General features: G+C 51.5%; 29 protein-coding genes. 23 read left to right on the forward strand and 6 right to left on the reverse strand.

Annotated elements, in window-relative coordinates:
- The first annotated feature begins 27 nt into the window (after window positions 1-27).
- A complete protein-coding gene (locus BHK98_RS12890; protein WP_075714811.1) occupies window positions 28-846 on the forward strand; it encodes an Mrp/NBP35 family ATP-binding protein in 819 nt (272 codons plus the stop codon).
- 21 nt (window positions 847-867) lie between these two features.
- Window positions 868-1,848 (forward strand): alpha-hydroxy-acid oxidizing protein, encoded by a 981-nt coding sequence (locus BHK98_RS12895; RefSeq protein WP_075714813.1) that lies wholly within the window; start codon window positions 868-870, stop codon window positions 1,846-1,848.
- A 70-nt stretch (window positions 1,849-1,918) separates the two neighbouring features.
- Here BHK98_RS12895 and BHK98_RS12900 read toward each other — a convergent pair whose 3' ends face one another.
- Complete coding sequence (locus BHK98_RS12900) at window positions 1,919-2,929, reverse strand: ribonuclease H-like domain-containing protein (RefSeq protein ID WP_075714815.1); 1,011 nt, start codon at window positions 2,927-2,929, stop codon at window positions 1,919-1,921.
- A 258-nt stretch (window positions 2,930-3,187) separates the two neighbouring features.
- Here BHK98_RS12900 and proC point away from each other — a divergent pair, with 258 nt between their 5' ends.
- The 8 genes from proC to BHK98_RS12940 all read left to right on the forward strand — a co-directional run bounded on the left by proC (window position 3,188) and on the right by BHK98_RS12940 (window position 10,117).
- Window positions 3,188-4,000, forward strand: coding sequence for a pyrroline-5-carboxylate reductase (gene proC / locus BHK98_RS12905; protein WP_158024505.1), 813 nt, complete (start codon window positions 3,188-3,190; stop codon window positions 3,998-4,000).
- Window positions 4,001-4,085: 85 nt separating this feature from the next.
- Window positions 4,086-4,643: an NUDIX domain-containing protein gene (locus tag BHK98_RS12910; protein ID WP_075714819.1), complete on the forward strand. Its 558-nt coding sequence runs from the start codon at window positions 4,086-4,088 to the stop codon at window positions 4,641-4,643.
- A gap of 49 nt (window positions 4,644-4,692) precedes the next feature.
- Window positions 4,693-5,580: a tyrosine recombinase gene (locus BHK98_RS12915; RefSeq protein WP_075714821.1), complete on the forward strand. Its 888-nt coding sequence runs from the start codon at window positions 4,693-4,695 to the stop codon at window positions 5,578-5,580.
- 15 nt (window positions 5,581-5,595) lie between these two features.
- A complete protein-coding gene (locus tag BHK98_RS12920; RefSeq protein ID WP_083628320.1) occupies window positions 5,596-6,129 on the forward strand; it encodes an RNA polymerase sigma factor in 534 nt (177 codons plus the stop codon).
- Entirely contained in the window at window positions 6,122-6,781 is a 660-nt protein-coding gene (locus tag BHK98_RS12925; protein WP_075714823.1) for a DUF4367 domain-containing protein, read from the forward strand. Before BHK98_RS12920 ends, BHK98_RS12925 begins: the two co-directional genes overlap by 8 nt.
- 416 nt (window positions 6,782-7,197) lie before the next feature.
- Window positions 7,198-8,457: an amidase domain-containing protein gene (locus BHK98_RS12930; RefSeq protein WP_075714825.1), complete on the forward strand. Its 1,260-nt coding sequence runs from the start codon at window positions 7,198-7,200 to the stop codon at window positions 8,455-8,457.
- Between the two features lie 9 nt (window positions 8,458-8,466).
- Window positions 8,467-8,925, forward strand: coding sequence for a hypothetical protein (locus BHK98_RS12935; protein ID WP_075714827.1), 459 nt, complete (start codon window positions 8,467-8,469; stop codon window positions 8,923-8,925).
- 691 nt (window positions 8,926-9,616) lie between these two features.
- Window positions 9,617-10,117 (forward strand): hypothetical protein, encoded by a 501-nt coding sequence (locus BHK98_RS12940; protein ID WP_075714829.1) that lies wholly within the window; start codon window positions 9,617-9,619, stop codon window positions 10,115-10,117.
- A gap of 64 nt (window positions 10,118-10,181) precedes the next feature.
- On the opposite strand, the gene BHK98_RS12945 is transcribed toward BHK98_RS12940, so the two are convergent.
- A complete protein-coding gene (locus BHK98_RS12945; RefSeq protein WP_245796903.1) occupies window positions 10,182-10,430 on the reverse strand; it encodes an IS110 family transposase in 249 nt (82 codons plus the stop codon).
- Window positions 10,431-10,671: 241 nt separating this feature from the next.
- Between BHK98_RS12945 and BHK98_RS12950 the strand changes: the two genes are divergently transcribed.
- From BHK98_RS12950 to BHK98_RS14225, 9 genes are all read left to right on the forward strand, one after another.
- Window positions 10,672-10,896 carry a hypothetical protein gene (locus tag BHK98_RS12950; RefSeq protein ID WP_075714831.1) on the forward strand — a complete coding sequence of 75 codons (225 nt, stop codon included), beginning with the start codon at window positions 10,672-10,674 and terminating at the stop codon, window positions 10,894-10,896.
- Window positions 10,897-10,998: 102 nt separating this feature from the next.
- Window positions 10,999-11,316 carry a type II toxin-antitoxin system RelB/DinJ family antitoxin gene (locus BHK98_RS12955; protein ID WP_075714833.1) on the forward strand — a complete coding sequence of 106 codons (318 nt, stop codon included), beginning with the start codon at window positions 10,999-11,001 and terminating at the stop codon, window positions 11,314-11,316.
- A complete protein-coding gene (locus BHK98_RS12960; RefSeq protein ID WP_075714834.1) occupies window positions 11,313-11,636 on the forward strand; it encodes a type II toxin-antitoxin system RelE/ParE family toxin in 324 nt (107 codons plus the stop codon). Before BHK98_RS12955 ends, BHK98_RS12960 begins: the two co-directional genes overlap by 4 nt.
- A 188-nt stretch (window positions 11,637-11,824) precedes the next feature.
- Window positions 11,825-12,172, forward strand: a complete 348-nt coding sequence (gene rplS, locus BHK98_RS12965; RefSeq protein WP_075714836.1) for a 50S ribosomal protein L19 — start codon at window positions 11,825-11,827, stop codon at window positions 12,170-12,172.
- Window positions 12,173-12,321: 149 nt separating this feature from the next.
- Window positions 12,322-13,182 carry a ribosome biogenesis GTPase YlqF gene (gene ylqF / locus BHK98_RS12970; protein WP_075714838.1) on the forward strand — a complete coding sequence of 287 codons (861 nt, stop codon included), beginning with the start codon at window positions 12,322-12,324 and terminating at the stop codon, window positions 13,180-13,182.
- Complete coding sequence (locus BHK98_RS12975; protein ID WP_075714840.1) at window positions 13,179-13,844, forward strand: ribonuclease HII; 666 nt, start codon at window positions 13,179-13,181, stop codon at window positions 13,842-13,844. Before ylqF ends, BHK98_RS12975 begins: the two co-directional genes overlap by 4 nt.
- 18 nt (window positions 13,845-13,862) lie before the next feature.
- Window positions 13,863-15,542, forward strand: a complete 1,680-nt coding sequence (locus BHK98_RS12980; protein WP_075714842.1) for a formate--tetrahydrofolate ligase — start codon at window positions 13,863-13,865, stop codon at window positions 15,540-15,542.
- A gap of 65 nt (window positions 15,543-15,607) precedes the next feature.
- Entirely contained in the window at window positions 15,608-16,096 is a 489-nt protein-coding gene (locus BHK98_RS12985; RefSeq protein ID WP_465250954.1) for a cyclodeaminase/cyclohydrolase family protein, read from the forward strand.
- 2 nt (window positions 16,097-16,098) lie between these two features.
- Window positions 16,099-16,245, forward strand: a complete 147-nt coding sequence (locus BHK98_RS14225; protein WP_465250955.1) for a hypothetical protein — start codon at window positions 16,099-16,101, stop codon at window positions 16,243-16,245.
- Window positions 16,246-16,262: 17 nt separating this feature from the next.
- On the opposite strand, the gene BHK98_RS12990 is transcribed toward BHK98_RS14225, so the two are convergent.
- The 3 genes from BHK98_RS12990 to BHK98_RS14035 are packed head-to-tail and all read right to left on the reverse strand — an operon-like array spanning window position 16,263 to window position 19,117.
- The gene (locus BHK98_RS12990; protein WP_075711650.1) at window positions 16,263-17,405 is read right to left on the reverse strand and encodes a DHHW family protein; all 1,143 of its coding nucleotides are present in this window, start codon (window positions 17,403-17,405) and stop codon (window positions 16,263-16,265) included.
- A gap of 21 nt (window positions 17,406-17,426) precedes the next feature.
- Complete coding sequence (locus tag BHK98_RS14030) at window positions 17,427-17,816, reverse strand: MBOAT family O-acyltransferase (protein WP_342718845.1); 390 nt, start codon at window positions 17,814-17,816, stop codon at window positions 17,427-17,429.
- Window positions 17,810-19,117 carry an MBOAT family O-acyltransferase gene (locus BHK98_RS14035; protein ID WP_342718846.1) on the reverse strand — a complete coding sequence of 436 codons (1,308 nt, stop codon included), beginning with the start codon at window positions 19,115-19,117 and terminating at the stop codon, window positions 17,810-17,812. The genes BHK98_RS14030 and BHK98_RS14035 overlap by 7 nt, the downstream gene beginning before the upstream one ends.
- Here BHK98_RS14035 and BHK98_RS14040 point away from each other — a divergent pair.
- The 4 genes from BHK98_RS14040 to BHK98_RS13270 all read left to right on the forward strand — a co-directional run bounded on the left by BHK98_RS14040 (window position 19,107) and on the right by BHK98_RS13270 (window position 21,958).
- On the forward strand, window positions 19,107-19,694 hold the full coding sequence (locus tag BHK98_RS14040; protein ID WP_342718848.1) for a DUF4358 domain-containing protein: 588 nt from the start codon (window positions 19,107-19,109) through the stop codon (window positions 19,692-19,694). The two genes, BHK98_RS14035 and BHK98_RS14040, sit on opposite strands and share 11 nt — an antisense overlap.
- Window positions 19,695-19,770: 76 nt before the next feature.
- Window positions 19,771-20,895, forward strand: coding sequence for an MBOAT family O-acyltransferase (locus BHK98_RS13010; RefSeq protein ID WP_342718849.1), 1,125 nt, complete (start codon window positions 19,771-19,773; stop codon window positions 20,893-20,895).
- Between the two features lie 21 nt (window positions 20,896-20,916).
- Window positions 20,917-21,417, forward strand: coding sequence for an alginate O-acetyltransferase AlgX-related protein (locus tag BHK98_RS13265; protein WP_083628322.1), 501 nt, complete (start codon window positions 20,917-20,919; stop codon window positions 21,415-21,417).
- Window positions 21,398-21,958 (forward strand): DHHW family protein, encoded by a 561-nt coding sequence (locus tag BHK98_RS13270; RefSeq protein ID WP_083628323.1) that lies wholly within the window; start codon window positions 21,398-21,400, stop codon window positions 21,956-21,958. Before BHK98_RS13265 ends, BHK98_RS13270 begins: the two co-directional genes overlap by 20 nt.
- A gap of 86 nt (window positions 21,959-22,044) precedes the next feature.
- Here BHK98_RS13270 and BHK98_RS13020 read toward each other — a convergent pair.
- Window positions 22,045-22,250: cyclodeaminase/cyclohydrolase family protein (locus BHK98_RS13020; RefSeq protein WP_143404598.1), on the reverse strand; the 206-nt coding region annotated here is incomplete at its 5' end.

Below are 22,250 nucleotides of genomic sequence, written 5' to 3' on the forward strand. Positions count from 1 at the left end.
TTTAACAAAATGTAAAGGAGAAAAATTATGGCAGATTGTAATCATGATTGCGGCAGCTGCGGGGAAAGCTGCGGAGAACGTCAGGGAGGAATCCCCAAGGCGCCGATGAACAGTGAGTCCAATATTCGTAAGGTGATCGGAGTGGTCAGCGGAAAGGGCGGCGTCGGAAAGTCCTCTGTCACGTCCATGCTGGCGGTGGCCGCGTCTCATCTCGGGAAGCAGGTCGCCGTGATGGACGCCGACATCACCGGCCCGTCGATTCCGAAGGCCTTTGGAATCACTGACAAAGCGATGGGGAACGATGAGATCATTCTTCCGCAGGCTACAAAGAGCGGAATTAAAACAATGTCCATCAACCTGCTGCTGGAGAACGAGACGGATCCGGTGGTCTGGAGAGGGCCGGTGCTATCCAACGTCATCCAGCAGTTCTGGAGCAATGTCGTATGGGGCGATATCGACGTCATGTTCGTGGATATGCCCCCTGGAACGGGAGATGTGGCTCTTACGGTTTATCAGACTCTGCCCGTGGACGGAATCGTCATCGTGACATCACCTCAGGAGCTGGTGGGAATGATTGTGGAGAAGGCGTACAAAATGGCGGAGATGATGAATGTTCCGGTTCTGGGAATCGTGGAGAACATGTCGTATTTCCGCTGCCCGGACTGCGGGAGCGAGCATGCGATTTTCGGAGAAAGCCATGTGGAAGAGGTCGCCGCCTCATATGGAATTAAAAATATCGCGAAGCTGCCCATCGATCCGGCGCTGGCTGCCGCCTGCGACAGCGGAACTGTTGAAGATTACCGCACTGAGGCGATGGACCGCCTGGCTGACGCGCTGATCCGGTAGCAGAAGGGAGCTGAGAAACAAATGGAAGGTTTCTGCAAGATGTGCAGGGTCTGCGACGGCAGAGCCTGCGGGAACACGATTCCGGGTCCGGGCGCCAAGGGCGTCGGCGATACAGCAATCCGGAACTACGACAAATGGAAGGAGATTCGTGTCAATATGGACACGATCTGTGAAAACAGGCAGCCGGATACGACGCTGGAACTTTTCGGCAAGAGGTTCCGCTTTCCGGTTTTCGCGGGACCGGTGGGCGCTGTGGAACTTCATTACGGCGACCGTTATGACGACCTCGCCTATAACAACATTCTGATTCCCGCTGCCCGGGAGGCCGGCATTGCAGCCTTTACAGGTGACGGAATGAATGAGCAGGTCATGATCTCCGCATGCAGCGTCATCGGCGAGAACGACGGCTTCGGAATTCCCACGGTCAAGCCCTGGAATGCGGAAATGGTAGCACAGAAGATGGAACTGGTGCGGCAGTCCGGCTCCTTTGCGGTGGCGATGGATATCGACGCTGCGGGACTTCCGTTTCTGAAGAACTTCCAGCCGCCGGCGGGAAGCAAATCCACGAAGGAGCTGACGGAAATTATCCGGGAGGCGGGCGTACCATTTATCGTTAAAGGCGTTATGACGGTGGCAGGAGCGAGAAAGGCGGTGGAGGCGGGAGCGTCGGCCATCGTCGTGTCCAATCACGGCGGACGGGTCCTGGATCAGTGTCCCGCTACGGCAGAGGTTCTGGAGCAGATTGCCGACGCCTGCGGCGGCGCTGTGAAGATCCTGGTAGACGGCGGGATCAGAAGCGGCGTGGATATTTTCAAGGCTCTGGCGCTGGGCGCGGATGCGGTTCTGATCGCCCGTCCCTATGTCTGCGCGGTTTACAGGCAGGGCGCACAGGGCGTGTCAGAACTCACCGAGCAGCTGGGCACAGAACTGGCAGACACTATGGCCATGTGCGGCGCGGCGTCTCTTTCGGAAATCCGCAGAGAGATGGTGTTCCGAGGATAAACGGCAGAAAAATACCGCCTTACGGTATCTCACCGGGGCGGTTTTTTTGTGAATGCGGCGGCGTGCGCGTCTATCGGCTGAGCCGGGGACCGATCTGTCTGAGAAAGGCGGATACAAAGGCGTTTATTTCAAGATAGCTGATGCGGTCGGCCTTTTTCAGAATCAGATATCCGCTCTCAAAGGCAGGATATTTCTCCAGTGTTTTCATCGTTTCCTCCCCCAGAATCCTCCGGGCGTCGATAACCGGAATTCCGGGCGCAGCCTTGACGGCAGGGAAACTCACCTCAAGGCTCCCGCTCTCCCGCGACATCATCAGGCTGTAGGGCTGCTCCGGGGTGGGGAACAAAATGTAATCCACTGCGTTTCTCCGTTTATCGGCCCGCAGATCCAGTCCGCCGTCGCCGGCCCGCAGTTCCCTAACCGTGAAATCGCCTGCGCCGAAGCCGAGGGAGAACATCGCGCGATGAAAGTCTGTCTTTTCGATGACGGGGAGCAGCTTCCCCAGCTGAAGGATATCGTCGTGATTGTGGAGGAGAATTTTCGCTTCCAACTTCGGATCATGATTCGTCATATACCGCTGATAGAGCCGGACGCTGTCATAGCCGCTGATTTCGTCTTTCCGGGCGGCGTCAAGTCCCATAAACCGCTCTACGTTTTTCTGCGCCAGAGAGCCGATTGCCGCCTTCAGGTCGGAATGGTAGTGGAGAACCATATAGAGATCCAGATCGGCCATGTTCAGCGCGCCGGTGTCAATTCCGTAGCGTGCGGCGCGCGTCCGCAGAAACGGGAGATCGAAGGAGCGCCCGTTGTATGTGACGACCAGATCGCACTCGGCAAGATCCCGGACAGTCGCCCGGATCACCTCCGGCTCGTCTCCGGAACGGTCAGAAAAGTACTGGGTCGCAGTCGCGCTTCCGTCCGGACGGAGCCGAAGAATGCCGGAAAGGATCAGGCTGTCCCGTTTCGGGTACAGGCCGGTTGTCTCGATATCGAATACGGCGATTTCCGAGCCGGCGGTATAGAGTGAAAACGCCCGGCTCCGGAAGGGCTCAGTCTGAACTTCTTTTCGTATTGTTTTCATCTGAATTTTCTCCGGGAAACAAAATAGACCGCAGGGGTGCAGTCTACTTTGTTCAAAAGGGGTATTGGGATTAGAGATTAATGAGGTTATCAGGGGGATAACCACAATTTGATTATATAAGATTAGCGTCCGAATTGCAAGAGCCAAAAGCTAAAAATCAGTTTTTTTAGTTAGTTTTTTTCGAAAAAACGCTATTCCCAATAGAGTTTACGAGTGATATAATATTGTAAAGTAATTAAAAATGAGGTAATGATTCGCATGAAATATGGATTTATCGGCGTAGGAAACATGGGCGGCGCGATTTTGCGCGGTCTCCTGAACGCGGGAGCACTGAACCCGGAGGACGTGATGGTGGCGGGACGGAATCCTGAACGCTCCGCGGAACAGGCGCAGGACTTCGGTGTGAAAGCCGCGGTCAGCCGTGCGGCGCTGACCGCCTCCTGCGATGTTATCTTTGTCGGCGTGGAGCCGGGAACCTTTCCGGAAATCCTTCCTGAAATCGCGGAGACTTTCACTCAGGATAAACTTCTCATTTCCATGGCTGCGGGAATCACCCTCGACCGGATAGAGGAAACGCTGGGGACGGATGCGAAGCTCATCCGCATCATGCCCAATACGCCTGCCGGAGTCGGGGAGATTATGGTCAGCGTCAGCCGCAACGGAAATGTGAGTGATGCTGAGGCACAGAGCATTGTAAATCTGCTGAGCAGCATCGGAAAGGCCGGCGAGGTGCCGGAGGAGCTGATTCATGCAGTGATCGGTGTCAGCGGATCCAGTCCCGCGTATACATATATGTATATTCAGGGGCTTGCAGAGGCCGGCGAAAAGGCAGGGATGAGTGCCTCTGATGCCCGTATGTTTGCGGCGCAGGCTGTTCTGGGAGCGGCGAAGCTTGTTTTGTCTGCGGACAGGGATCTTGAGGAAATGATCGACAGCGTCTGCACTCCGGGAGGAACGACCTGCGAAGCGGTGAACTTCCTTAGAGCGCACGGCTTTCGGGAAATCGTAAGAGACGGCGCCGGAGCAGCCATTCGCAAGTCTGAGGCGATGAGCGGCGGAGAGAAGGATTGACGGCTGCCGGAACCGGGAGGAAGAGCCGGCAGAATCAACAGGAAAAGTAACGGAAAAAGGAACAGCAGGAAAGAGAGACGAGACATTGACTTTTGAGGAAAAGACGATTCGTTCTGAAATTGTGTATCACGGAAAACTGATCGATGTACGCAGAGACATCGTGACTACGGTGGACGGACAGTCTTCGCGGGAGATCGTGGAGCATGCCGACGGCGTCGTAATCGCGGCGCTGAAGCCGGACGGGAATATTATCATGGAGCGTCAGTACAGAAAACCGGTGGAGGATGTGGTCTTCGAGATTCCCGCGGGGAAAATGGATCCGGGCGAGGAGATGGAAGAGGCGGCTCTGCGGGAGCTTCGGGAGGAAACCGGCTATACGCCGGAGCATATCCGGTTTCTGACGTCCTCATGGCCGTCGGTGGGATTTTCCAGAGAGGTTCTGCATGTCTTTCTCGCGACGGGACTCCATGCGGGGGAGACAGATCTGGATGATAACGAGGCGATCGATCTTGAGGAGCATCATATCGACGAGCTTTATGATATGGTGATGCGCGGCGAACTCACGGACGGGAAGAGTCAGGTCGCGATTCTGATGGTGAAGGGTCTGATCGACCGCGGAGAGCTGGACGATTACCTGGAATAGAGATCGGGTCAGGCAGGCCGGGTGAGCAGGCAAAAGAGTGGAGAGCAGTATGGAAGTAGAAAATTTCCTGGAATATATCACGAGCACCAGAAAGGTGTCCCAGAACACGGTCGCGGCGTACCGGCAGGATCTTCTTGCCTTCGGAAGGTTTCTGAAGCAGAACGGAATCGAGCATTACGCGATGGCAACGAACACACAGGTTGTATCCTATCTGATGCAGCTGAAGCAGAGCGGAAAGTCCAGAGCGACGGTAAACCGCAAACTGGCGTCGATCCGTGCGCTGTATCGTTATCTGCAGGGAAAAGGAGAAATCAGCGAGAATCCCACAGAAGGAATCAAGTCCCCGAAGATTAACCGGAAAGAGATCTCGTATCTGAGCATAGAGGAAGTGGAATCGCTGCTGGCGACGCCGGACGATTCCGTGAAGGGAAAACGGGACCGGGCTATGCTGGAGGTGCTCTACGCCACCGGCATACGCGTCAGCGAGATCATCGAGCTGCGGATGTCTGACGTCAATCTGAATATGGGCTTCGTCATGTGCAGCGGGAACCACGGACGGGCCAGAATCGTGCCGATGGGCGGGCCTGCGCGGTCAGCCCTGCAGACATATCTGGATGAAAGCCGTCCGGCGCTGATCCGTGATCAGGAGGACGGCCCGGACAAGCCTTTGTTCGTCAATTACATGGGAGAACAGTTTACACGTCAGGGCTTCTGGAAAATCCTGAAGCAGTACGGAAAAGCGGCGAATCTGGAGGATAAGCTGACGCCCCAGACCCTGCGCAATTCTTTTGCCATGCACATGGTACAGAACGGAATCGATATGAAATCCCTGCAGGAGCTCATGGGCCACGAGGATATTCTGGCGACGCAGGTGTATTTCGAGCATATGCGCAACCGGATCAAGGACATTTACGACAGGACTCATCCACGGGCCTGAGAAGGGACGCCGACTATGCTGAACGTCTTCTTACAGATTGTAGATACGCCGGAGGAACAAAGCCGATTCGAAGATCTTTATTACAGCTACAGGAAGCTGATGTTTTATATTGCCTCAGAAATACTGCATGACTCGGGACTTGCCGAGGATGCGGTGAATGAGGCTTTTTTTCGTATCGCAAAAAATTTTTCAAAAATTAATGAGGTTCATTGTCCCCGGACGCGGAATTTTATCGTTATTATAGTCAGAAACATTTCGATTGATATGGTCAGACGGGATTCGGACGGAGCAGCTGCCGCGGAGGAATTCGTGGATACGATGGAGGATACGGCGGCGGAGCTTCCGGAGTCCCGGCTGGAGTTTGCTGAAACAAAGCGTGTGATCCGCGAGCTCCCGGCGATTTATCGCGACGTGCTCCTGCTGTTCTTCGTGGACGGCTATGAGACAAAGGAAATCGCGGAATTCCTGGGGCTGCGTAGAGAGACGGTAAAAAAGAGGCTGCAGCGCGGCCGCGCCATACTTCAGGAAAGGCTGAGAACCGATGAATGATGTCAGAGAAGCGATGCTTCAGGTCTACGCTGAGGAATTTCAACAATTGAAGAAACGTTCCGAGGAACAGCCGGAGCATCAGTTCTCCCGACGTTTTAAACGAAGGATCCGCCGCGCGGAGAGGCTTGCGGAGCGCCGTGTACGGACAATGCGTCCGAGGCTCCGAGTGCGTCGGGCGGCTCTGGTGATTCTGCTTGTCGCCGTCCTGATGGCCACGTCCATCCTCGCCTTCGCGCTGGTGCGTCCGACGATTTTTACAAAGATTCTGAAGGGCAGGACGGAGTGGCACGTCTCTTACAGACAAGAGGATCCCGATGGACTGGCGAAGGAGTTTCGCCCGGTTAAGCCCGAGACGCCTGAAGGATACACGATCAGTGAGGAAATCAAAAATGACCCGTTCTATGATGTCATTTATAAGGATGGGAATAACAAAGAAATAATTTATTCTCAATATACAGTGAAGAATGCAAAAGCTCGTTGGAATTCAGAGGATACAACTTTAAAAAAGATGAAGATAAATGGATATGAGGGATATGGCTGCTATCGAGAACGAAACTGGTGCCTATATTGGAATAATGGATACTATGCATTCGAATTGAGTGGAAACTGTAAGCTGTCGGTCTTGATGAAGATGGCGGAGACATTGGAATAACCTGATTTCTGCTGTATGTCAAGCATTTCGCGAGAAATGCAGAAAAAATTCGAAAAAAATATATTTTCTTGTCCCCGTTCGGAATTCTCGAGCGTTTATACAGCAGGACGCAAAAATATTTTTAGAATTTATGTCACGAAACGGACATTTAGAAGGTTATATATAGTGAAAGGCGTTTTATTCCGGATGATTTGAAAGGGGTGAGACCGATATGGCATAACTAAAGATTTAGGAGAAAGTTACTCGATTAGAATCAAATGGAGGTATTGAAAATGAAAGTTAGAAAAGGACGGAAATGGTTTGTTATCGTTTGCGTATCAAGATGAGAGCGCGACGTATTGAAAAACTGACATCTATGGTGAGGTATTTTTGTCTTATTGTTATAGAAACATTGCTGATAACCATGGAGGAAAAACATGGAAAAAGATTTTGAGAGAAAAGCTGTTAAAAAAGTAACTATAGGAATAGCAATCATTATGCTCTTCGTATTTGGATTTGCTACAATTAACATATGGGCTAATACAAATACCAAGAAAAATGAGGATAGTGCTGTTAGTGAAAAAGGCCTTCAAGTTGTAGAATTGGATAATGTGCAAAAGGACAATTTTTTAAAGGACTATGGAACTATTGAAATTTGTCGTATAATAAAAACGAACCAAGGCGAATTTGAACTCTATCCGGAATTTACAAACAATAAAGAAGCGATGAAGAATCTGATTGAAAAAGAGGAGAAAGCATTGCAGTATTTGGAAGCAAGATACGGTTTTGAACAGTTAAACGACAGTAATTATCAGGAATATCGAGGTTGTGTTATGGATTCGCTTGAACAGGTTGATGTACCAGAGAATATCGCAACAGTGCTTCCACAAATCGACGAATTCTTGGACATTTACGAGAATGAGGTTAAGAATGATCAAATCGAAACAATCGTAAATAATTTGTCAAAATCTATAAACAATGGTGAATTTATTAAATTGAAGGAAGAAGTAGAACTTTTAGGGGATGTTCTCCCGTATAATTTGACAGTTTCCTGTACGGAAGAAGATGCTGAACCAGTAAAAGTAGTGTCTGTTTCTATTAAATCAGAGACCGGCATCGAGACAAAATCGAAAGCGCAGGCGCATCCGGGAAATTCAAAGTTTGATATTGAAAAAGGAATTGCGTACGCGAAGCAATATGCTCCAAAAGGAAAACACAATTCGAAATATTACTATTTTAATGGTGGAGATTGTACAAATTTTGTTTCGCAAATAAAAAAAGCAGGGGGTGTGCCCTTTCACTATACTTACAAAGGAACAGTCAATCCGACGTTAGATAAAAAGAACTCCTGGTACTATAAGAGCAAGAGTGATTATGGTTATCGCTGGACGGTTGCGGATAAATTTGCAAAGTTTTATGGGGTGAAGTATAAAACCACAAGTTTTATGAGTTTGTCAAAAAATGTTAAGAGGGGAAGTTTCATTACCAAGGATTCCGCAAATGATAAAGATTGGGATCATATGGGATTTGTAACTGAAATAACGGAAAACAAAAAAACTACGGAGGGGTCTACTTATTACGATTTCAAGGTCGCACAACACACTGCAGATTATCATGCTTATGTTAGCTCAAAAAAATGCGGATGGGATAAGATTAAGAAAGAGCATCCAAAGGCGGTGTTTGGAATTGTGAAATAGGGAGGGACAATGAACAGAAAACGGGAAATTAAAGTGTTCGCAGTCGCCTTTCTGATTGGAATGTGCATTGCGGCAGGAATAAGGATAAGCTCTCATTACCGTAATTTCGGATTGCCGCAGGATGTCATTTCCGGCGAAAAAACGGCAACTGCGGAAGATACGGTAAGACTGTATTTGTTGTACTTGAACCGAAACGATGAGCAAGGCATTCAATCCATTCAGACAGACTCCAGAAACAGATCTTATCCGTCCGCAGACAGCGAGTATGATATGTTGGATGTGCGTTTACTGGAACTCCGGGAATTAAGTTCAGCCAACACCAGTGAAAGAGAGACTAAGTTTTATACAGAATATAACTACAGTTCTTTCTGGGCACCCTGGTGGAAATGCGACAGTACGGTCGTGATGGAGTTCACATTGATAAAAGAGGGTGGAAAATGGAAGATTGCTCAGATAGGAAACGGTTAAACGTTTGAAATGATATGACCCTCTGTGTTGAGGAATTAGATACGGAGGGTTCTATTTATCCCTGCACTCCACTCTGTTCACAATTATGTGCATGAGCCAGACCGTGTCCGGCCAGATGCAGTTCGCCATAATTGTGATTAGGCGATATTGACGTGGTAGATAAATAAAATGTAAAGTATTGATTTACGTTACCGCCGATTGACGTGCTTTATAACGACTCGGGGAAACGACCATAGCACAGCGAATGCATCAGAATACGTCAAGATATATCAACTTATAACAGACTCAATGTGCGATAAAGCCTTAACATTTCGTTCTTAATATTTCTGATTGATGTGATATGCAATATTATACTGCATCGGAATCAAAAAAATATATTTTCTTGTCCCCGTTCGGTTGTTTTGTGCGTTTATATAGATAGTATATGCTCATTGGTCTATTGATATTTCAATCATAATCGATGACTGAGCACATATTAAACGGAATGTGTTTTTCAGACAATCGGAGGAGAAAAATGTTTAGAAAATACACGAGGATTTTTCAGAGGGGAAAAAGAAAAGTGCTAAAATTACGTATAAAATAATGGGTACTTGGCAGGGAAATAATCGTGGATATGTGTATCGTACATTAAAACGTCCAACCTATAAGTGATAATTTCAACTTGAAAAATATTCTAATAATGGAGGAATTTATGAGGCGGAAAATAATTTACGGAGTATTGGCAGTCGTGTGTATCGTGCTGCTCGCAGTGCTTATTACCATGTACCAGAGGCAGGTATCGGTCAATGGACAGATGCTCGCCGATGACTTCCGGTATGCGGGATACAGTGCTGTATCATTCGATAAAGTCAGTTCAGACAGGTTGACGAACGGGGAGAAAAAGAAGGCATTGAACAGTTACTGGCTGGCGATGCGTCCTTTGTCCGCGAATATCAACCGCGTCGCAGAGTCGGGTGCATACAGGGAATATCGAATGGACGGTCTGGAAGAATTTCTGATTGAACTGAATGAAGATCTGGGTAACCCTGCGAAATACGATGCGCTAATACATACCATCAAGAAGGTGAACGCTAATTTGGAACGCATAGGCGAGCAGAGTACATCGGGGTATAATTTCCGGGGAGATCCGGAGAATATCCGGAAGTATATTTCGGAAATCGAGGAAGATTGCAGGGCGTATACAGGCCGATGAATATGCATATCGAAAAATTCAAATGGCGTATACAGTAAAAGCAAAGAAAATGTGAATGTTAAGCTCACGGGAAAGCAGAAACGAACAGACCCGCCTCGGAAAGGGATTTGAGGATCGGTTCATGGTAATGACCGGTGCTCTCCATAACGATACGGGTCTCACCCTCAAGCCCTTTGATGAAGGAGACTAACTGATCAAGATCCTTCTTCGTGTGAGAAACATTGAAAGGTTTACGAACGACCACACCGGCGGGCTGCAGGACCGCCACAGTGCTCTTGCCTTTGGAAACATCAATGCCTACGGCGTTCAACATGATTCATACCTCCATGAAATTGAGTGGTAGTGGTACCAGCTTTACTCATTGCCGATTCAATCTCCCGGGGTATCACACGAACACGCACGAAGGCGATTCAACCTGCATAAACCGAACAACTGGGAATGAGCAGCCGGCAAACCGGCTTTCTGGCAGGCGTCAAATGAGCCCAAGGAAAATACCGTTAAGACCAGTGCTGCTACATTCTACCAGTTTGAACAATGAGGAGGAGTAACAACCAATGAAAACGACCAAAGAAAAAGATAAGACTTATTTGAAAGAGAAATCCTATTGGGTCAGGAGATTTATCGCCGGCGAGATTTTGTTTCTGCTGTTCGTGATTGCATTATTCATTCATATGCCCTCTAAGCTTACGTTGTATTACATCGCGGTACCGTTCCTCGGAGGAACGGCGATCAATATTTTGTGGACCTGGATCGACATAAAGCGTTACAGGGCAAAGTAGAAATTTCGGCGCAGCCTGACACCGCCCAGGCTATCTATTAGATTGCTTTCAGCAATCAAAAATGATATACTGTCCTTAGGAATTTCTAAGGAGGTGCGAGTTATGGCAAGGACAACTACCAAAACAGCGAATGTATATACACGAGTAGATCCCGAGACAAAGGAGCAGGCCGAAGCCATCCTGAATCATCTTGGAATCCCGATGTCAAATGCCATCGGCATGTTTTTAAAGCAGGTGATCATCCAGCGGGGAATACCTTTTGAAATGAAGCTTCCTGTCGCAAAGCCTGTTTCTATAGGCGAACTGACGAAAGAACAGTTCGATGCTGAAATGAAACTGGGGATGGATGATGTCGCTGCAGGCCGCGTCGTTTCTGCTGAGGATGTCGAAGCTGAAATGAGGAGACTATACAGCGAATGAAGATCGTCTACACATTCAAGGCAAGACAGGACTTACGGGATATTTACGAATACATTGCCTGCACACTGCTTGTTCCGGAGACAGCAGGCAGAATGACCGATTCGATTATGAAAAAGGTCAGAACGCTGGAATCCATGCCGGAAAGAAATCCTATGTATAAGGAAGAGCCGTGGCTCAGTCAGGGCGTTCGCTTTCTGCCCGTCAAAAGCTATCTGGTTTTCTACACGGTTAATTTTTCCAAAGAGACTGTTTCTGTTGTCCGTATCATGTATGCCGGAAGAGATATTCGAAATCAATTGAATGAAACGACAGAGTGGTAAATGACAGCTCCTGCCAGCATGGTTTATAAACACCGTCCGCAGATGAAATTTTCCTTGCATCGGCATCGGCGATATGCTATACTTATGAGGTATTACGGGCGTTCCTCTGAATGATGCATCCTGCAGGATGCGTAGAGTAACTCGAGGGCATTTAAGAACGTCTATGAGGGAAGGAGGATATCATCATTATGAATGCAATAGATGCTGTGACTCAGGATTACCTGAAGAAGGACATTCCGGAATTTGGTGTCGGCGATACCGTTCGCGTACACATCAAGATTAAAGAAGGAAACAGAGAGAGAATTCAGGTCTTTGAGGGTTTCGTGCTGAAGCGTCAGAACGGCGGAATCGGAGAGAGCTTCACCGTCAGAAGAATCGCATCAGGCGTCGGCGTTGAAAAGACATTCCCGCTTCATTCACCATGGGTTGAGAAGATCGAGGTCGTTCGCAAGGGCGATGTCAGAAGAGCAAGGCTCCACTACATGCGTGGCAGAACAGGAAAGTCCGCGAAGATCAAATCAAAGGAAAGCAGATAATGAAGGGGGAACCGCAAGGTTCCCTTTTCTGTACTGAAGTAATGACGCAATAATCAGATATAAACTGCCGGTCCGACAGGTTCCGGGCCGGCTTAACGGATATTGACATTAATGAGGACCGATGTCCTTTGAACAGCAGGAGTATCGCAATGAACAGTATCAACTGGTACCCCGGTCATATGAAAAAGACCCGGGAACTGATCCGTGATAATCTGAAAATGGTGGATCTGGTCATCGAGGTCATCGACGCCAGGATTCCGGTTTCCAGCAGGAACCCCATCATCGATGAACTGGTGGGGGAGAAGCCCCGGGTGATTATTCTGAACAAAAAAGATCTGGCGGATCCTGAAGAGAACCGGAACTGGACTGCCTTCTTCCGCGCCGGCGGCATTCGGGCGCTGGAGATGAACTGTGTCAGCGGCGAAGGGGTCAAAACTCTGTACGGGGCTTTGTCCGCAAGGCAGGAAGAAATCGGGTCCGCCCGTTACAAGCGGCCGATGCGTATGATGATCGTGGGCGTACCCAACTGCGGCAAATCCTCGCTGATTAACCGTCTGACCGGAAAGAAGAGCGCGCGGACCGGCGACCGGCCGGGAGTGACGAAGGGAAAGCAGTGGCTGACCCTGTCCAACGGAATGCAGCTGCTGGACACGCCCGGGATTTTGTGGCCGAAGTTTGAGGATCCCCGCGTGGGGCTGAATCTCGCATACTGCGGGAGCATCCGGGACGAGATTCTGGATACGGCGGATCTGGCGCTGTCTTTTCTGGAGGATATGCAGAACCGTTATCCGGAGATGCTTCGGGAACGCTACCGACTGGAGGAACTGGGAGAGACGCCGCTGGAGACCATGGAGCGCATAGCGGAGAAACGGGGATTCATTCTGCCGGGCAGGAGAATCGACTATGAGCGGTGCGCCCGGACTGTTCTGGATGAATTTCGCAGCGGCAGAATCGGAAGGATCACACTGGAGACCGCACCGGGAAACATCACACCGGAGGGCGCACTATGAAAAAAGAAGAACGGGAGCAGCGCATGCGGCAGCGGCTCCGGGAAATGAGGCTTCCGGAAGAGGCCTTGTGGGAACAGGGGATCCGGTATATCGGCGGTATCGACGAGGTAGGCCGGGGTCCGCTGGCGGGGCCTGTCGTTGCGGCCTGTGTCGTGCTCCCGCAGGATTTCGACCTTCTGGGGGTGGATGATTCCAAGAAACTGTCGGAGAAGAGACGGGAGCACCTGTACAGTCGGATCCTGGAACGGGCGGTCGCCTGGGGGATAGGGCGCCGGGGGCCGGAGGTCATCGATGAGATTAATATTCTGGAGGCCACAAAGCTTGCCATGCTGGATGCGGCGGCTGCCGCAGACGAGATGCTCCGGGAGAAAGACGGGAGCACCATGGAGCACGTGCTGATCGACGCACTGAGGCTGGAGGCTCTGGATAAGCCGCAGACTTCCATCATCAGAGGAGACAGCAGCAGCGTATCCATCGCGGCAGCGTCCATCGTTGCCAAGGTGACACGGGATCGACGGATGATCAAGTATGCGGAGGAGTATCCCGGATACGGCTTCGAGAGAAATAAAGGCTACGGTACAAAGGCGCACTACGAGGGAATCCGGGAGCACGGAGTGACCCCGATTCATCGGCGCAATTTTTTAAAAAATACCGGTTATTGACCGGGGAAGGAGAAAAACATGGAAATCAAAACCGATATCGAAATCGCACAGGCAGTGGAAAAAGAACCGATTCTGAACATCGCGAGGGACGCGGGCATTGATGAAAAGTACGTGGAGCTGTACGGAAACTATAAGGCGAAGATCGATTACAGCATCCTGGAAGAAAAAAAGAATGAGCCGGACGGTAAACTGATCCTGGTGACGGCGATTTCTCCGACTCCGGCGGGTGAGGGAAAGACCACCACATCAGCGGGACTTGCAGACGCTTTTCACAGACTGGACAAAAAGGTGATGCTGGCGCTGAGGGAGCCTTCTCTGGGCCCCGTGTTCGGCATCAAAGGCGGAGCGGCGGGCGGAGGCTACGCCCAGGTGGTTCCGATGGAGGACATCAATCTGCACTTTACCGGAGATATGCACGCCATCGGCGCCGCGAACAATCTGATCGCCGCCATGCTGGACAACCATATTCAGCAGGGAAATGCGCTGAACATTGATCCCAGAAGAATCACATGGAAACGCGCTGTGGATATGAATGACCGGCAGCTCCGACATATTCTGGACGGAATGGGCGGAAAGGCCAGCGGAGTTCCGAGGGAAGACGGATTTGAGATTACAGTGGCCAGCGAGGTCATGGCGATTCTTTGTCTCTCCCACGATATAGAAGATCTGAAGGATAAGCTTTCCAGAATTATTCTGGGGTATACATACGACGGAGCGCCGGTTACCGTGGCGGATATCAAGGCACAGGGAGCGGCGGCAGCACTGCTGAAGGACGCGCTGAAACCGAATCTGGTGCAGACTCTGGAGCATACGCCTGCATTTGTACACGGCGGACCATTCGCAAACATCGCTCATGGCTGCAATTCGCTGATGGCGACGAAGATGGCGCTCAAACTGGCAGACTATGTCGTTACGGAGGCGGGCTTCGCTGCGGATCTCGGTGCGGAGAAGTTCGTTGACATCAAATGCCGCAAGGGCGGTCTGAGGCCGGACGCCTGCGTTCTGGTCGCGACAGTACGGGCGCTGAAGTATCATGGCGGCGTGCCTAAGAAGGATCTTAATGAAGAAAATCTGGAGGCGCTGGAGGCAGGGCTGCCTAATCTTCTGCAGCATCTTGAGAATATCCGGGAAGTCTACGGCATTCCGGCGGTTGTGGCGCTGAATGAGTTCCCTACGGATACACAGGCGGAGGTTCACCTCGTTGAGGAGAAATGCCGTGAGCTGGGCGTCAACGTGGTTCTCAGCCAGGTATGGGCAAAGGGCGGCGAAGGCGGCGTCGACCTGGCGAAGGAGGTCATCCGTCTTATTGAGGAGGAAGAAAATCATTTCAGCTTTACATATCCTCTGGAGCTGACCATCCGGGAAAAGATTGAAACCATCGCAAAACGCGTATACCATGCAGACGGCGTGATTTACGAAAAGAAGGCGGCGCAGTCCATCGATCAGTTGGAAAAACTGGGTTACGGCGGCCTTCCGATCTGCGTGGCGAAAACCCAGTTCAGCTTCTCGGATGACCCGTCCCTGCTGGGTGCGCCAGAGGGCTTCCATATCACGGTGACAGAGGCGAAAGCGGATGCGGGAGCAGGATTCATCGTGGTGAAGACCGGAAATATCATGACGATGCCGGGGCTGCCCAGGGTACCCGCGGCGGAGAAAATCGATGTGGATAACTCCGGAAGGATTACCGGGCTGTTTTAACCCGCGTTGCAGGGATCGGGCACACATCAGACAGATTTACAGCAGAAGGGAAGAATCAGATAATAATGATCACAGACAGCAGTTGCAGAGAATTTGTGGAAATACTCTCCAGTAAGGAGCCGGTACCGGGAGGCGGGAGCGCATCGGCGCTTCTGGGCGCGATCGGGACGGCTCTGGGGAACATGGTCGGTCACCTGACCGTCGGCAAGAAAAAATACGCGGCGGTAGAGGACGAAATGCACGACATGATGGATCGCTGCGAGAAGATTCAGCATGATATGTTGAACCTGGTGGAACGGGATGCGGAGGCCTTCGCACCTCTGGCAAAGGCTTACGGAATGCCGCGGGATACGGAGGAGCAGAAACGGGAAAAGGAGCGGGTCATGGCCATCGTGCTTCAGGATGCGTGCGCGGCGCCTCTTGAGATCATGCGGAAATGCTGCGAGGCTATTGACATGTGCGAGGAATTTGCTAACAAAGGAAGCCGGCTCGCAATCAGCGACGCCGGCGTGGGCGTTGTGTTCTGTAAGGCGGCTCTGCAGGGGCTTCTCTGAATGTGTTCATCAATACAAAAGCGATGAAGGATCGGGAGAGCGCTGAGAGGATTAATGACGAGGCGGACAGCATGCTGTTCGAGTATACGGTAAAGGCCGATACGGTGTACGCCCAGGTGCAGGCGAGTCTGCGGGGCTGGGACGACTGAGCCTGCGAAGAGCCTGATCAGTCACTGAGCATCATTTCCAGAGAATCATCCTGAAAGAAGGTATTGGCGTTGTAGAGGAACAGTATTTCATCCACTTTGTAGGCATTAATGAGGTCACCGATATCCTCGAAGAAATAGCGGGGATCCACGACGATGATTCTCCGGTAGTTCCGGGACAGAAACGGGATAAAGCTGTTGGCGTAGCTGTCTTTGATCAGCAGCAGGGTGCGATCCTCTGTCCCCGGCGTCTGAATCGTGTACATCGGATGATTGCTTCCGCCGAATACGGTATAGGCATCCTTCTTCTTCAGATTGTCAAGCTGATAGAAGTGGGTTGTCTTTTTCTTTGTGTCGGCGTAGTAGATCACGGAATTGCGGTAATTCTGACGGCTGTCGGGGAGATAGATTTTTATCGCGTCGTCCCGTCCGTTGACGAATCCGCTCTTGGAGCAGAGCGTTCCCCTGAAGTCGTTTTTGACGGCGTAGCCGTCGTAGGCGGTCTTTGTATCAAGCTTTATTTTCTTCGCGGCGGTCCGGTACGCGAGATACGCTCCGTCGCTGGTCCAGTGGTGGTCGGTCCGGTAATAGAGCTGCGTATCCTCCTTCGCCTTGCGGAATGCGTCCCGAACGTCAATCGTCGTGTAGCCGAAGCTGCGCAGATCAGACAGAAACGAGTCCATATAGCTGTTCTGGTCGGCCATCCGCACGGTGGCCGGAAGCTTGTCGGAAAGAATGTTCGCGGCGTTCGGCGCCAGCAGGAAATACATTTTCACATCGCTGTACTGACGGCTGAACTGGCGCAGGGCGTTTTTTGTATAGACAAAGTGCTTGTTCGGCGTGCTGATCTCCTCCATGAGGTAATGATCCCTGCAGCGATATACTCCGTTGGCCTCCAGCTTTCCCTCTGTAACGTCCGCGGCGGATTTAATCCGGATGAAGGTGTTCCGGAACAGGAACTGGTCGTTCACATAGTTTTCCAGCTTTGTTTCATAGCGCCCTTCCATGTATTTTGAGATCGAAAATGACGGCAGCGCCTGAAGAACCCGGTTCTCCACAGCGGAAAAGGTTTTGTCCGGCAGAATGAGATTCAGCAGGAACACCGCCGCCAGACAGACGATGAACAGAAGACCGGTTATTCTGGTGTAGGAACTGTTTCGCATAGTGACCGCCTCCCGGGTCTTTTAAAATCTGAAGTACAAAAACGGATTATATGAACTGTAAACCAGGTACGCCACGGACAGAATGAAAACCGCGAAAATGCAGATCACCGCCGGAACGCGCCGCTCCTCCGCGAAGCGCCGGAAACGCTCCATGGGGCGAGGGCCTGAAAGCACGCAGGAAAGAATCAGGAGGATCAGATTCGTGCGCAGCAGATACAGCGTTTTCACATTGGCGAGGGCGAACCGGCCGACGCCGAACATGACGCCCAGATAATGGATCGCCGCGGACAGATCGCTGCTGAAGAAGAAGACCCATCCGATCAGAACCACCAGCATGGCGTACAGATGCTGAGCCCACGCCGGGCTTTGTTTCAGAGCGCTTCCGAAGACATACTTCTCCAGGATCAGCACGACTCCGTAATATAACCCCAGAATACAAAATTCCAGCTGGCGCCGTGCCACAGCCCGGTCAGGGACCAGACAATCAGCAGATTCAGGATATGGCGGGGAACCGTAACCCGGTTGCCGCCCAGCGGAATGTAGAGGTAGTCCCGGAACCATCCGGACAGAGACATATGCCATCTGCGCCAGAATTCCGTGACGCTCCTGCTGATATAGGGATAGTTGAAATTCTCCAGAAACTCAAAGCCGAACATACGGCCCAGACCGATGGCCATGTCAGAATATCCGCTGAAGTCAAAGTAGATCTGCAGCGTATAGGCCAGCGCGCCGATCCAGAAGGAGAGGACCGAGGCCTGGCTGTCCGGCAGGTTCAGGACCAGCTGGTGCAGCGCGCCCAGGTTGTTGGCCAGGAGCACCTTCTTTCCGAGACCGAGCATGAAGCGCGTCGCGCCCTGGCCGAATTTCTCCGGATTCGTTTCACGGTATGACAGCTGACTCTCAATGTCGATGTACTTCACGATGGGACCGGCGATCAGCTGCGGGAACAGCGCCAGGTACAGAGCGAAGTTCAGAAAGCTGCTCTGGGGCTTCACTTTGTCCCGGTACACATCGATGATGTAGGACAGCGCCTGGAAGGTGTAAAATGAAATACCGATAGGCAGGGACAGCGCGGTATAGGAAATATGGGAATGGAAGATTCCGTTCACGGTGTCCATCAGGAAGCCGAAGTATTTGAAGAAACACAGGATGAAGAGGTTCATCACAAGCGCGAACAGAAAGTCCCGCTTCCCGGAGCCGCCCTTTCGCCTGTCCTGCGCGATCAGATGCGCCATGAAATAATTGAAAAAGGCGCTGTAAATCATCAGGAACACATAGACCGGCTCTCCCCAGCTGTAAAAGACGAGACTGAAAAGCAGCAGAACGATGTTCCGGGCGAACAGATATTTTTTCGGCACGAGGAAATACACGGCCAGAAGGATCGGCAGGAAGCAGAAGATGAATACGATACTGCTAAAGAGCATGACGGAACACCTCCTCATACCGGTCAGGATTTTTGTCCACGCAATAGAAATATAGTTTCCGCGTTTGTATATGATGGCGTTTTTCAGCATGGCGACCTGAGACGGCCCGTAGCCTTCAAAGGTCCTTGTCTGATCTGCGACGCGCCTGTCGATGGCGTCCTCCACCGCGGTCAGGTCGTCTCGCCGGTAAACGCGGACAACCAGAACCTCCTGCACCCCGAGAGCCTCCCTGCTCTTGTAATAGATGTAGGAATCGTAGTCAGAGTAATCCAGTCCCATGAACTGCATCAGCGCTCCGGACGTGCCTATGGACCGTCGAATCCGCTCTGCGGAAGGAACCGGCCTCTCCTCCATGCAGAAATGCAGCAACCGTCAGCTGATGCAGTTCATGGGACTGGATTACTCTGACTACGATTCCTACATCTATTACAAGAGCAGGGAGGCTCTCGGTGCAGGAGGTTCTGGTTGTCCGCGTTACCGGCGAGACGACCTGACCGCGGTGGAGGACGCCATCGACAGGCGCGTCGCAGATCAGACAAGGACCTTTGAAGGCTACGGGCCGTCTCAGGTCGCCATGCTGAAAAACGCCATCATATACAAACGCGGAAACTATATTTTCTATTGCGTGGACAAAATCCTGACCGGTATGAGGAGGTGTTCCGTCATGCTCTTTAGCAGTATCGTATTCATCTTCTGCTTCCTGCCGATCCTTCTGGCCGTGTATTTCCTCGTGCCGAAAAAATATCTGTTCGCCCGGAACATCGTTCTGCTGCTTTTCAGTCTCGTCTTTTACAGCTGGGGAGAGCCGGTCTATGTGTTCCTGATGATTTACAGCGCCTTTTTCATTATTTCATGGCGCATCTGATCGCGCAGGACAGGCGAAAGGGCGGCTCCGGGAAGCGGGACTTTCTGTTCGCGCTTGTGATGAACCTCTTCATCCTGTGTTTCTTCAAATACTTCGGCTTCCTGATGGACACCGTGAACGGAATCTTCCATTCCATATTTCCTATACCGCGCTGTCCCTGCCTATCGGTATTTCATTTTACACCTTCCAGGCGCTGTCCTACATCATCGATGTGTACCGGGACAAAGTGAAGCCCCAGAGCAGCTTTCTGAACTTCGCTCTGTACCTGGCGCTGTTCCCGCAGCTGATCGCCGGTCCCATCGTGAAGTACATCGACATTGAGAGTCAGCTGTCATACCGTGAAACGAATCCGGAGAAATTCGGCCAGGGCGCGACGCGCTTCATGCTCGGTCTCGGAAAGAAGGTGCTCCTGGCCAACAACCTGGGCGCGCTGCACCAGCTGGTCCTGAACCTGCCGGACAGCCAGGCCTCGGTCCTCTCCTTCTGGATCGGCGCGCTGGCCTATACGCTGCAGATCTACTTTGACTTCAGCGGATATTCTGACATGGCCATCGGTCTGGGCCGTATGTTCGGCTTTGAGTTTCTGGAGAATTTCAACTATCCCTATATCAGCAGGAGCGTCACGGAATTCTGGCGCAGATGGCATATGTCTCTGTCCGGATGGTTCCGGGACTACCTCTACATTCCGCTGGGCGGCAACCGGGTTACGGTTCCCCGCCATATCCTGAATCTGCTGATTGTCTGGTCCCTGACCGGGCTGTGGCACGGCGCCAGCTGGAATTTTGTATTCTGGGGGTTATATTACGGAGTCGTGCTGATCCTGGAGAAGTATGTCTTCGGAAGCGCTCTGAAACAAAGCCCGGCGTGGGCTCAGCATCTGTACGCCATGCTGGTGGTTCTGATCGGATGGGTCTTCTTCTTCAGCAGCGATCTGTCCGCGGCGATCCATTATCTGGGCGTCATGTTCGGCGTCGGCCGGTTCGCCCTCGCCAATGTGAAAACGCTGTATCTGCTGCGCACGAATCTGATCCTCCTGATTCTTTCCTGCGTGCTTTCAGGCCCTCGCCCCATGGAGCGTTTCCGGCGCTTCGCGGAGGAGCGGCGCGTTCCGGCGGTGATCTGCATTTTCGCGGTTTTCATTCTGTCCGTGGCGTACCTGGTTTACAGTTCATATAATCCGTTTTTGTACTTCAGATTTTAAAAGACCCGGGAGGCGGTCACTATGCGAAACAGTTCCTACACCAGAATAACCGGTCTTCTGTTCATCGTCTGTCTGGCGGCGGTGTTCCTGCTGAATCTCATTCTGCCGGACAAAACCTTTTCCGCTGTGGAGAACCGGGTTCTTCAGGCGCTGCCGTCATTTTCGATCTCAAAATACATGGAAGGGCGCTATGAAACAAAGCTGGAAAACTATGTGAACGACCAGTTCCTGTTCCGGAACACCTTCATCCGGATTAAATCCGCCGCGGACGTTACAGAGGGAAAGCTGGAGGCCAACGGAGTATATCGCTGCAGGGATCATTACCTCATGGAGGAGATCAGCACGCCGAACAAGCACTTTGTCTATACAAAAAACGCCCTGCGCCAGTTCAGCCGTCAGTACAGCGATGTGAAAATGTATTTCCTGCTGGCGCCGAACGCCGCGAACATTCTTTCCGACAAGCTTCCGGCCACCGTGCGGATGGCCGACCAGAACAGCCTATATGGACTCGTTTCTGTCTGATCTGCGCAGCTTCGGCTACACGACGATTGACGTTCGGGACGCATTCCGCAAGGCGAAGGAGGATACGCAGCTCTATTACCGGACCGACCACCACTGGACCAGCGACGGAGCGTATCTCGCGTACCGGACCGCCGCGAAGAAAATAAAGCTTGATACAAAGACCGCCTACGACGGTACGCCGTCAAAAACGACTTCAGGGAACGCTCTGCTCCAAGAGCGGATTCGTCAACGGACGGGACGACGCGATAAAAATCTATCTCCCGACAGCCGTCAGAATTACCGCAATTCCGTGATCTACTACGCCGACACAAAGAAAAAGACAACCCACTTCTATCAGCTTGACAATCTGAAGAAGAAGGATGCCTATACCGTATTCGGCGGAAGCAATCATCCGATGTACACGATTCAGACGCCGGGGACAGAGGATCGCACCCTGCTGCTGATCAAAGACAGCTACGCCAACAGCTTTATCCCGTTTCTGTCCCGGAACTACCGGAGAATCATCGTCGTGGATCCCGCTATTTCTTCGAGGATATCGTGACCTCATTAATGCCTACAAAGTGGATGAAATACTGTTCCTCTACAACGCCAATACCTTCTTTCAGGATGATTCTCTGGAAATGATGCTCAGTGACTGATCAGGCTCTTCGCAGGCTCAGTCGTCCCAGCCCGCAGACTCGCCTGCACCTGGGCGTACACCGTATCGGCCTTTACCGTATACTCGAACAGCATGCTGTCCGCCTCGTCATTAATCCTCTCAGCGCTCTCCCGATCCTTCATCGCTTTTGTATTGATGAACACATTCAGAGAAGCCCCCTGCAGAGCCGCCTTAC

Origin of the sequence: Hornefia porci (assembly GCF_001940235.1) — a bacterium.
Taxonomy (GTDB): domain Bacteria; phylum Bacillota; class Clostridia; order Peptostreptococcales; family Anaerovoracaceae; genus Aminicella; species Aminicella porci.

Coding starts and splice junctions, on each gene's coding strand:
- BHK98_RS12890 (WP_075714811.1), top strand. CDS start 28: ATGGCAGATTGTAATCATGATTGCGGCAGCTGCGGGGAAAGCTGCGGA.
- BHK98_RS12895 (WP_075714813.1), top strand. CDS start 868: ATGGAAGGTTTCTGCAAGATGTGCAGGGTCTGCGACGGCAGAGCCTGC.
- BHK98_RS12900 (WP_075714815.1), bottom strand. CDS start 2,929: ATGAAAACAATACGAAAAGAAGTTCAGACTGAGCCCTTCCGGAGCCGG.
- proC (WP_158024505.1), top strand. CDS start 3,188: ATGAAATATGGATTTATCGGCGTAGGAAACATGGGCGGCGCGATTTTG.
- BHK98_RS12915 (WP_075714821.1), top strand. CDS start 4,693: ATGGAAGTAGAAAATTTCCTGGAATATATCACGAGCACCAGAAAGGTG.
- BHK98_RS12920 (WP_083628320.1), top strand. CDS start 5,596: ATGCTGAACGTCTTCTTACAGATTGTAGATACGCCGGAGGAACAAAGC.
- BHK98_RS12925 (WP_075714823.1), top strand. CDS start 6,122: ATGAATGATGTCAGAGAAGCGATGCTTCAGGTCTACGCTGAGGAATTT.
- BHK98_RS12930 (WP_075714825.1), top strand. CDS start 7,198: ATGGAAAAAGATTTTGAGAGAAAAGCTGTTAAAAAAGTAACTATAGGA.
- BHK98_RS12935 (WP_075714827.1), top strand. CDS start 8,467: ATGAACAGAAAACGGGAAATTAAAGTGTTCGCAGTCGCCTTTCTGATT.
- BHK98_RS12940 (WP_075714829.1), top strand. CDS start 9,617: ATGAGGCGGAAAATAATTTACGGAGTATTGGCAGTCGTGTGTATCGTG.
- BHK98_RS12945 (WP_245796903.1), bottom strand. CDS start 10,430: ATGTTGAACGCCGTAGGCATTGATGTTTCCAAAGGCAAGAGCACTGTG.
- BHK98_RS12950 (WP_075714831.1), top strand. CDS start 10,672: ATGAAAACGACCAAAGAAAAAGATAAGACTTATTTGAAAGAGAAATCC.
- BHK98_RS12955 (WP_075714833.1), top strand. CDS start 10,999: ATGGCAAGGACAACTACCAAAACAGCGAATGTATATACACGAGTAGAT.
- BHK98_RS12960 (WP_075714834.1), top strand. CDS start 11,313: ATGAAGATCGTCTACACATTCAAGGCAAGACAGGACTTACGGGATATT.
- rplS (WP_075714836.1), top strand. CDS start 11,825: ATGAATGCAATAGATGCTGTGACTCAGGATTACCTGAAGAAGGACATT.
- ylqF (WP_075714838.1), top strand. CDS start 12,322: ATGAACAGTATCAACTGGTACCCCGGTCATATGAAAAAGACCCGGGAA.
- BHK98_RS12975 (WP_075714840.1), top strand. CDS start 13,179: ATGAAAAAAGAAGAACGGGAGCAGCGCATGCGGCAGCGGCTCCGGGAA.
- BHK98_RS12980 (WP_075714842.1), top strand. CDS start 13,863: ATGGAAATCAAAACCGATATCGAAATCGCACAGGCAGTGGAAAAAGAA.
- BHK98_RS12985 (WP_465250954.1), top strand. CDS start 15,608: ATGATCACAGACAGCAGTTGCAGAGAATTTGTGGAAATACTCTCCAGT.
- BHK98_RS12990 (WP_075711650.1), bottom strand. CDS start 17,405: ATGCGAAACAGTTCCTACACCAGAATAACCGGTCTTCTGTTCATCGTC.
- BHK98_RS14040 (WP_342718848.1), top strand. CDS start 19,107: ATGAACTGCATCAGCGCTCCGGACGTGCCTATGGACCGTCGAATCCGC.
- BHK98_RS14035 (WP_342718846.1), bottom strand. CDS start 19,117: ATGCAGTTCATGGGACTGGATTACTCTGACTACGATTCCTACATCTAT.
- BHK98_RS13265 (WP_083628322.1), top strand. CDS start 20,917: ATGCGAAACAGTTCCTACACCAGAATAACCGGTCTTCTGTTCATCGTC.
- BHK98_RS13270 (WP_083628323.1), top strand. CDS start 21,398: ATGGACTCGTTTCTGTCTGATCTGCGCAGCTTCGGCTACACGACGATT.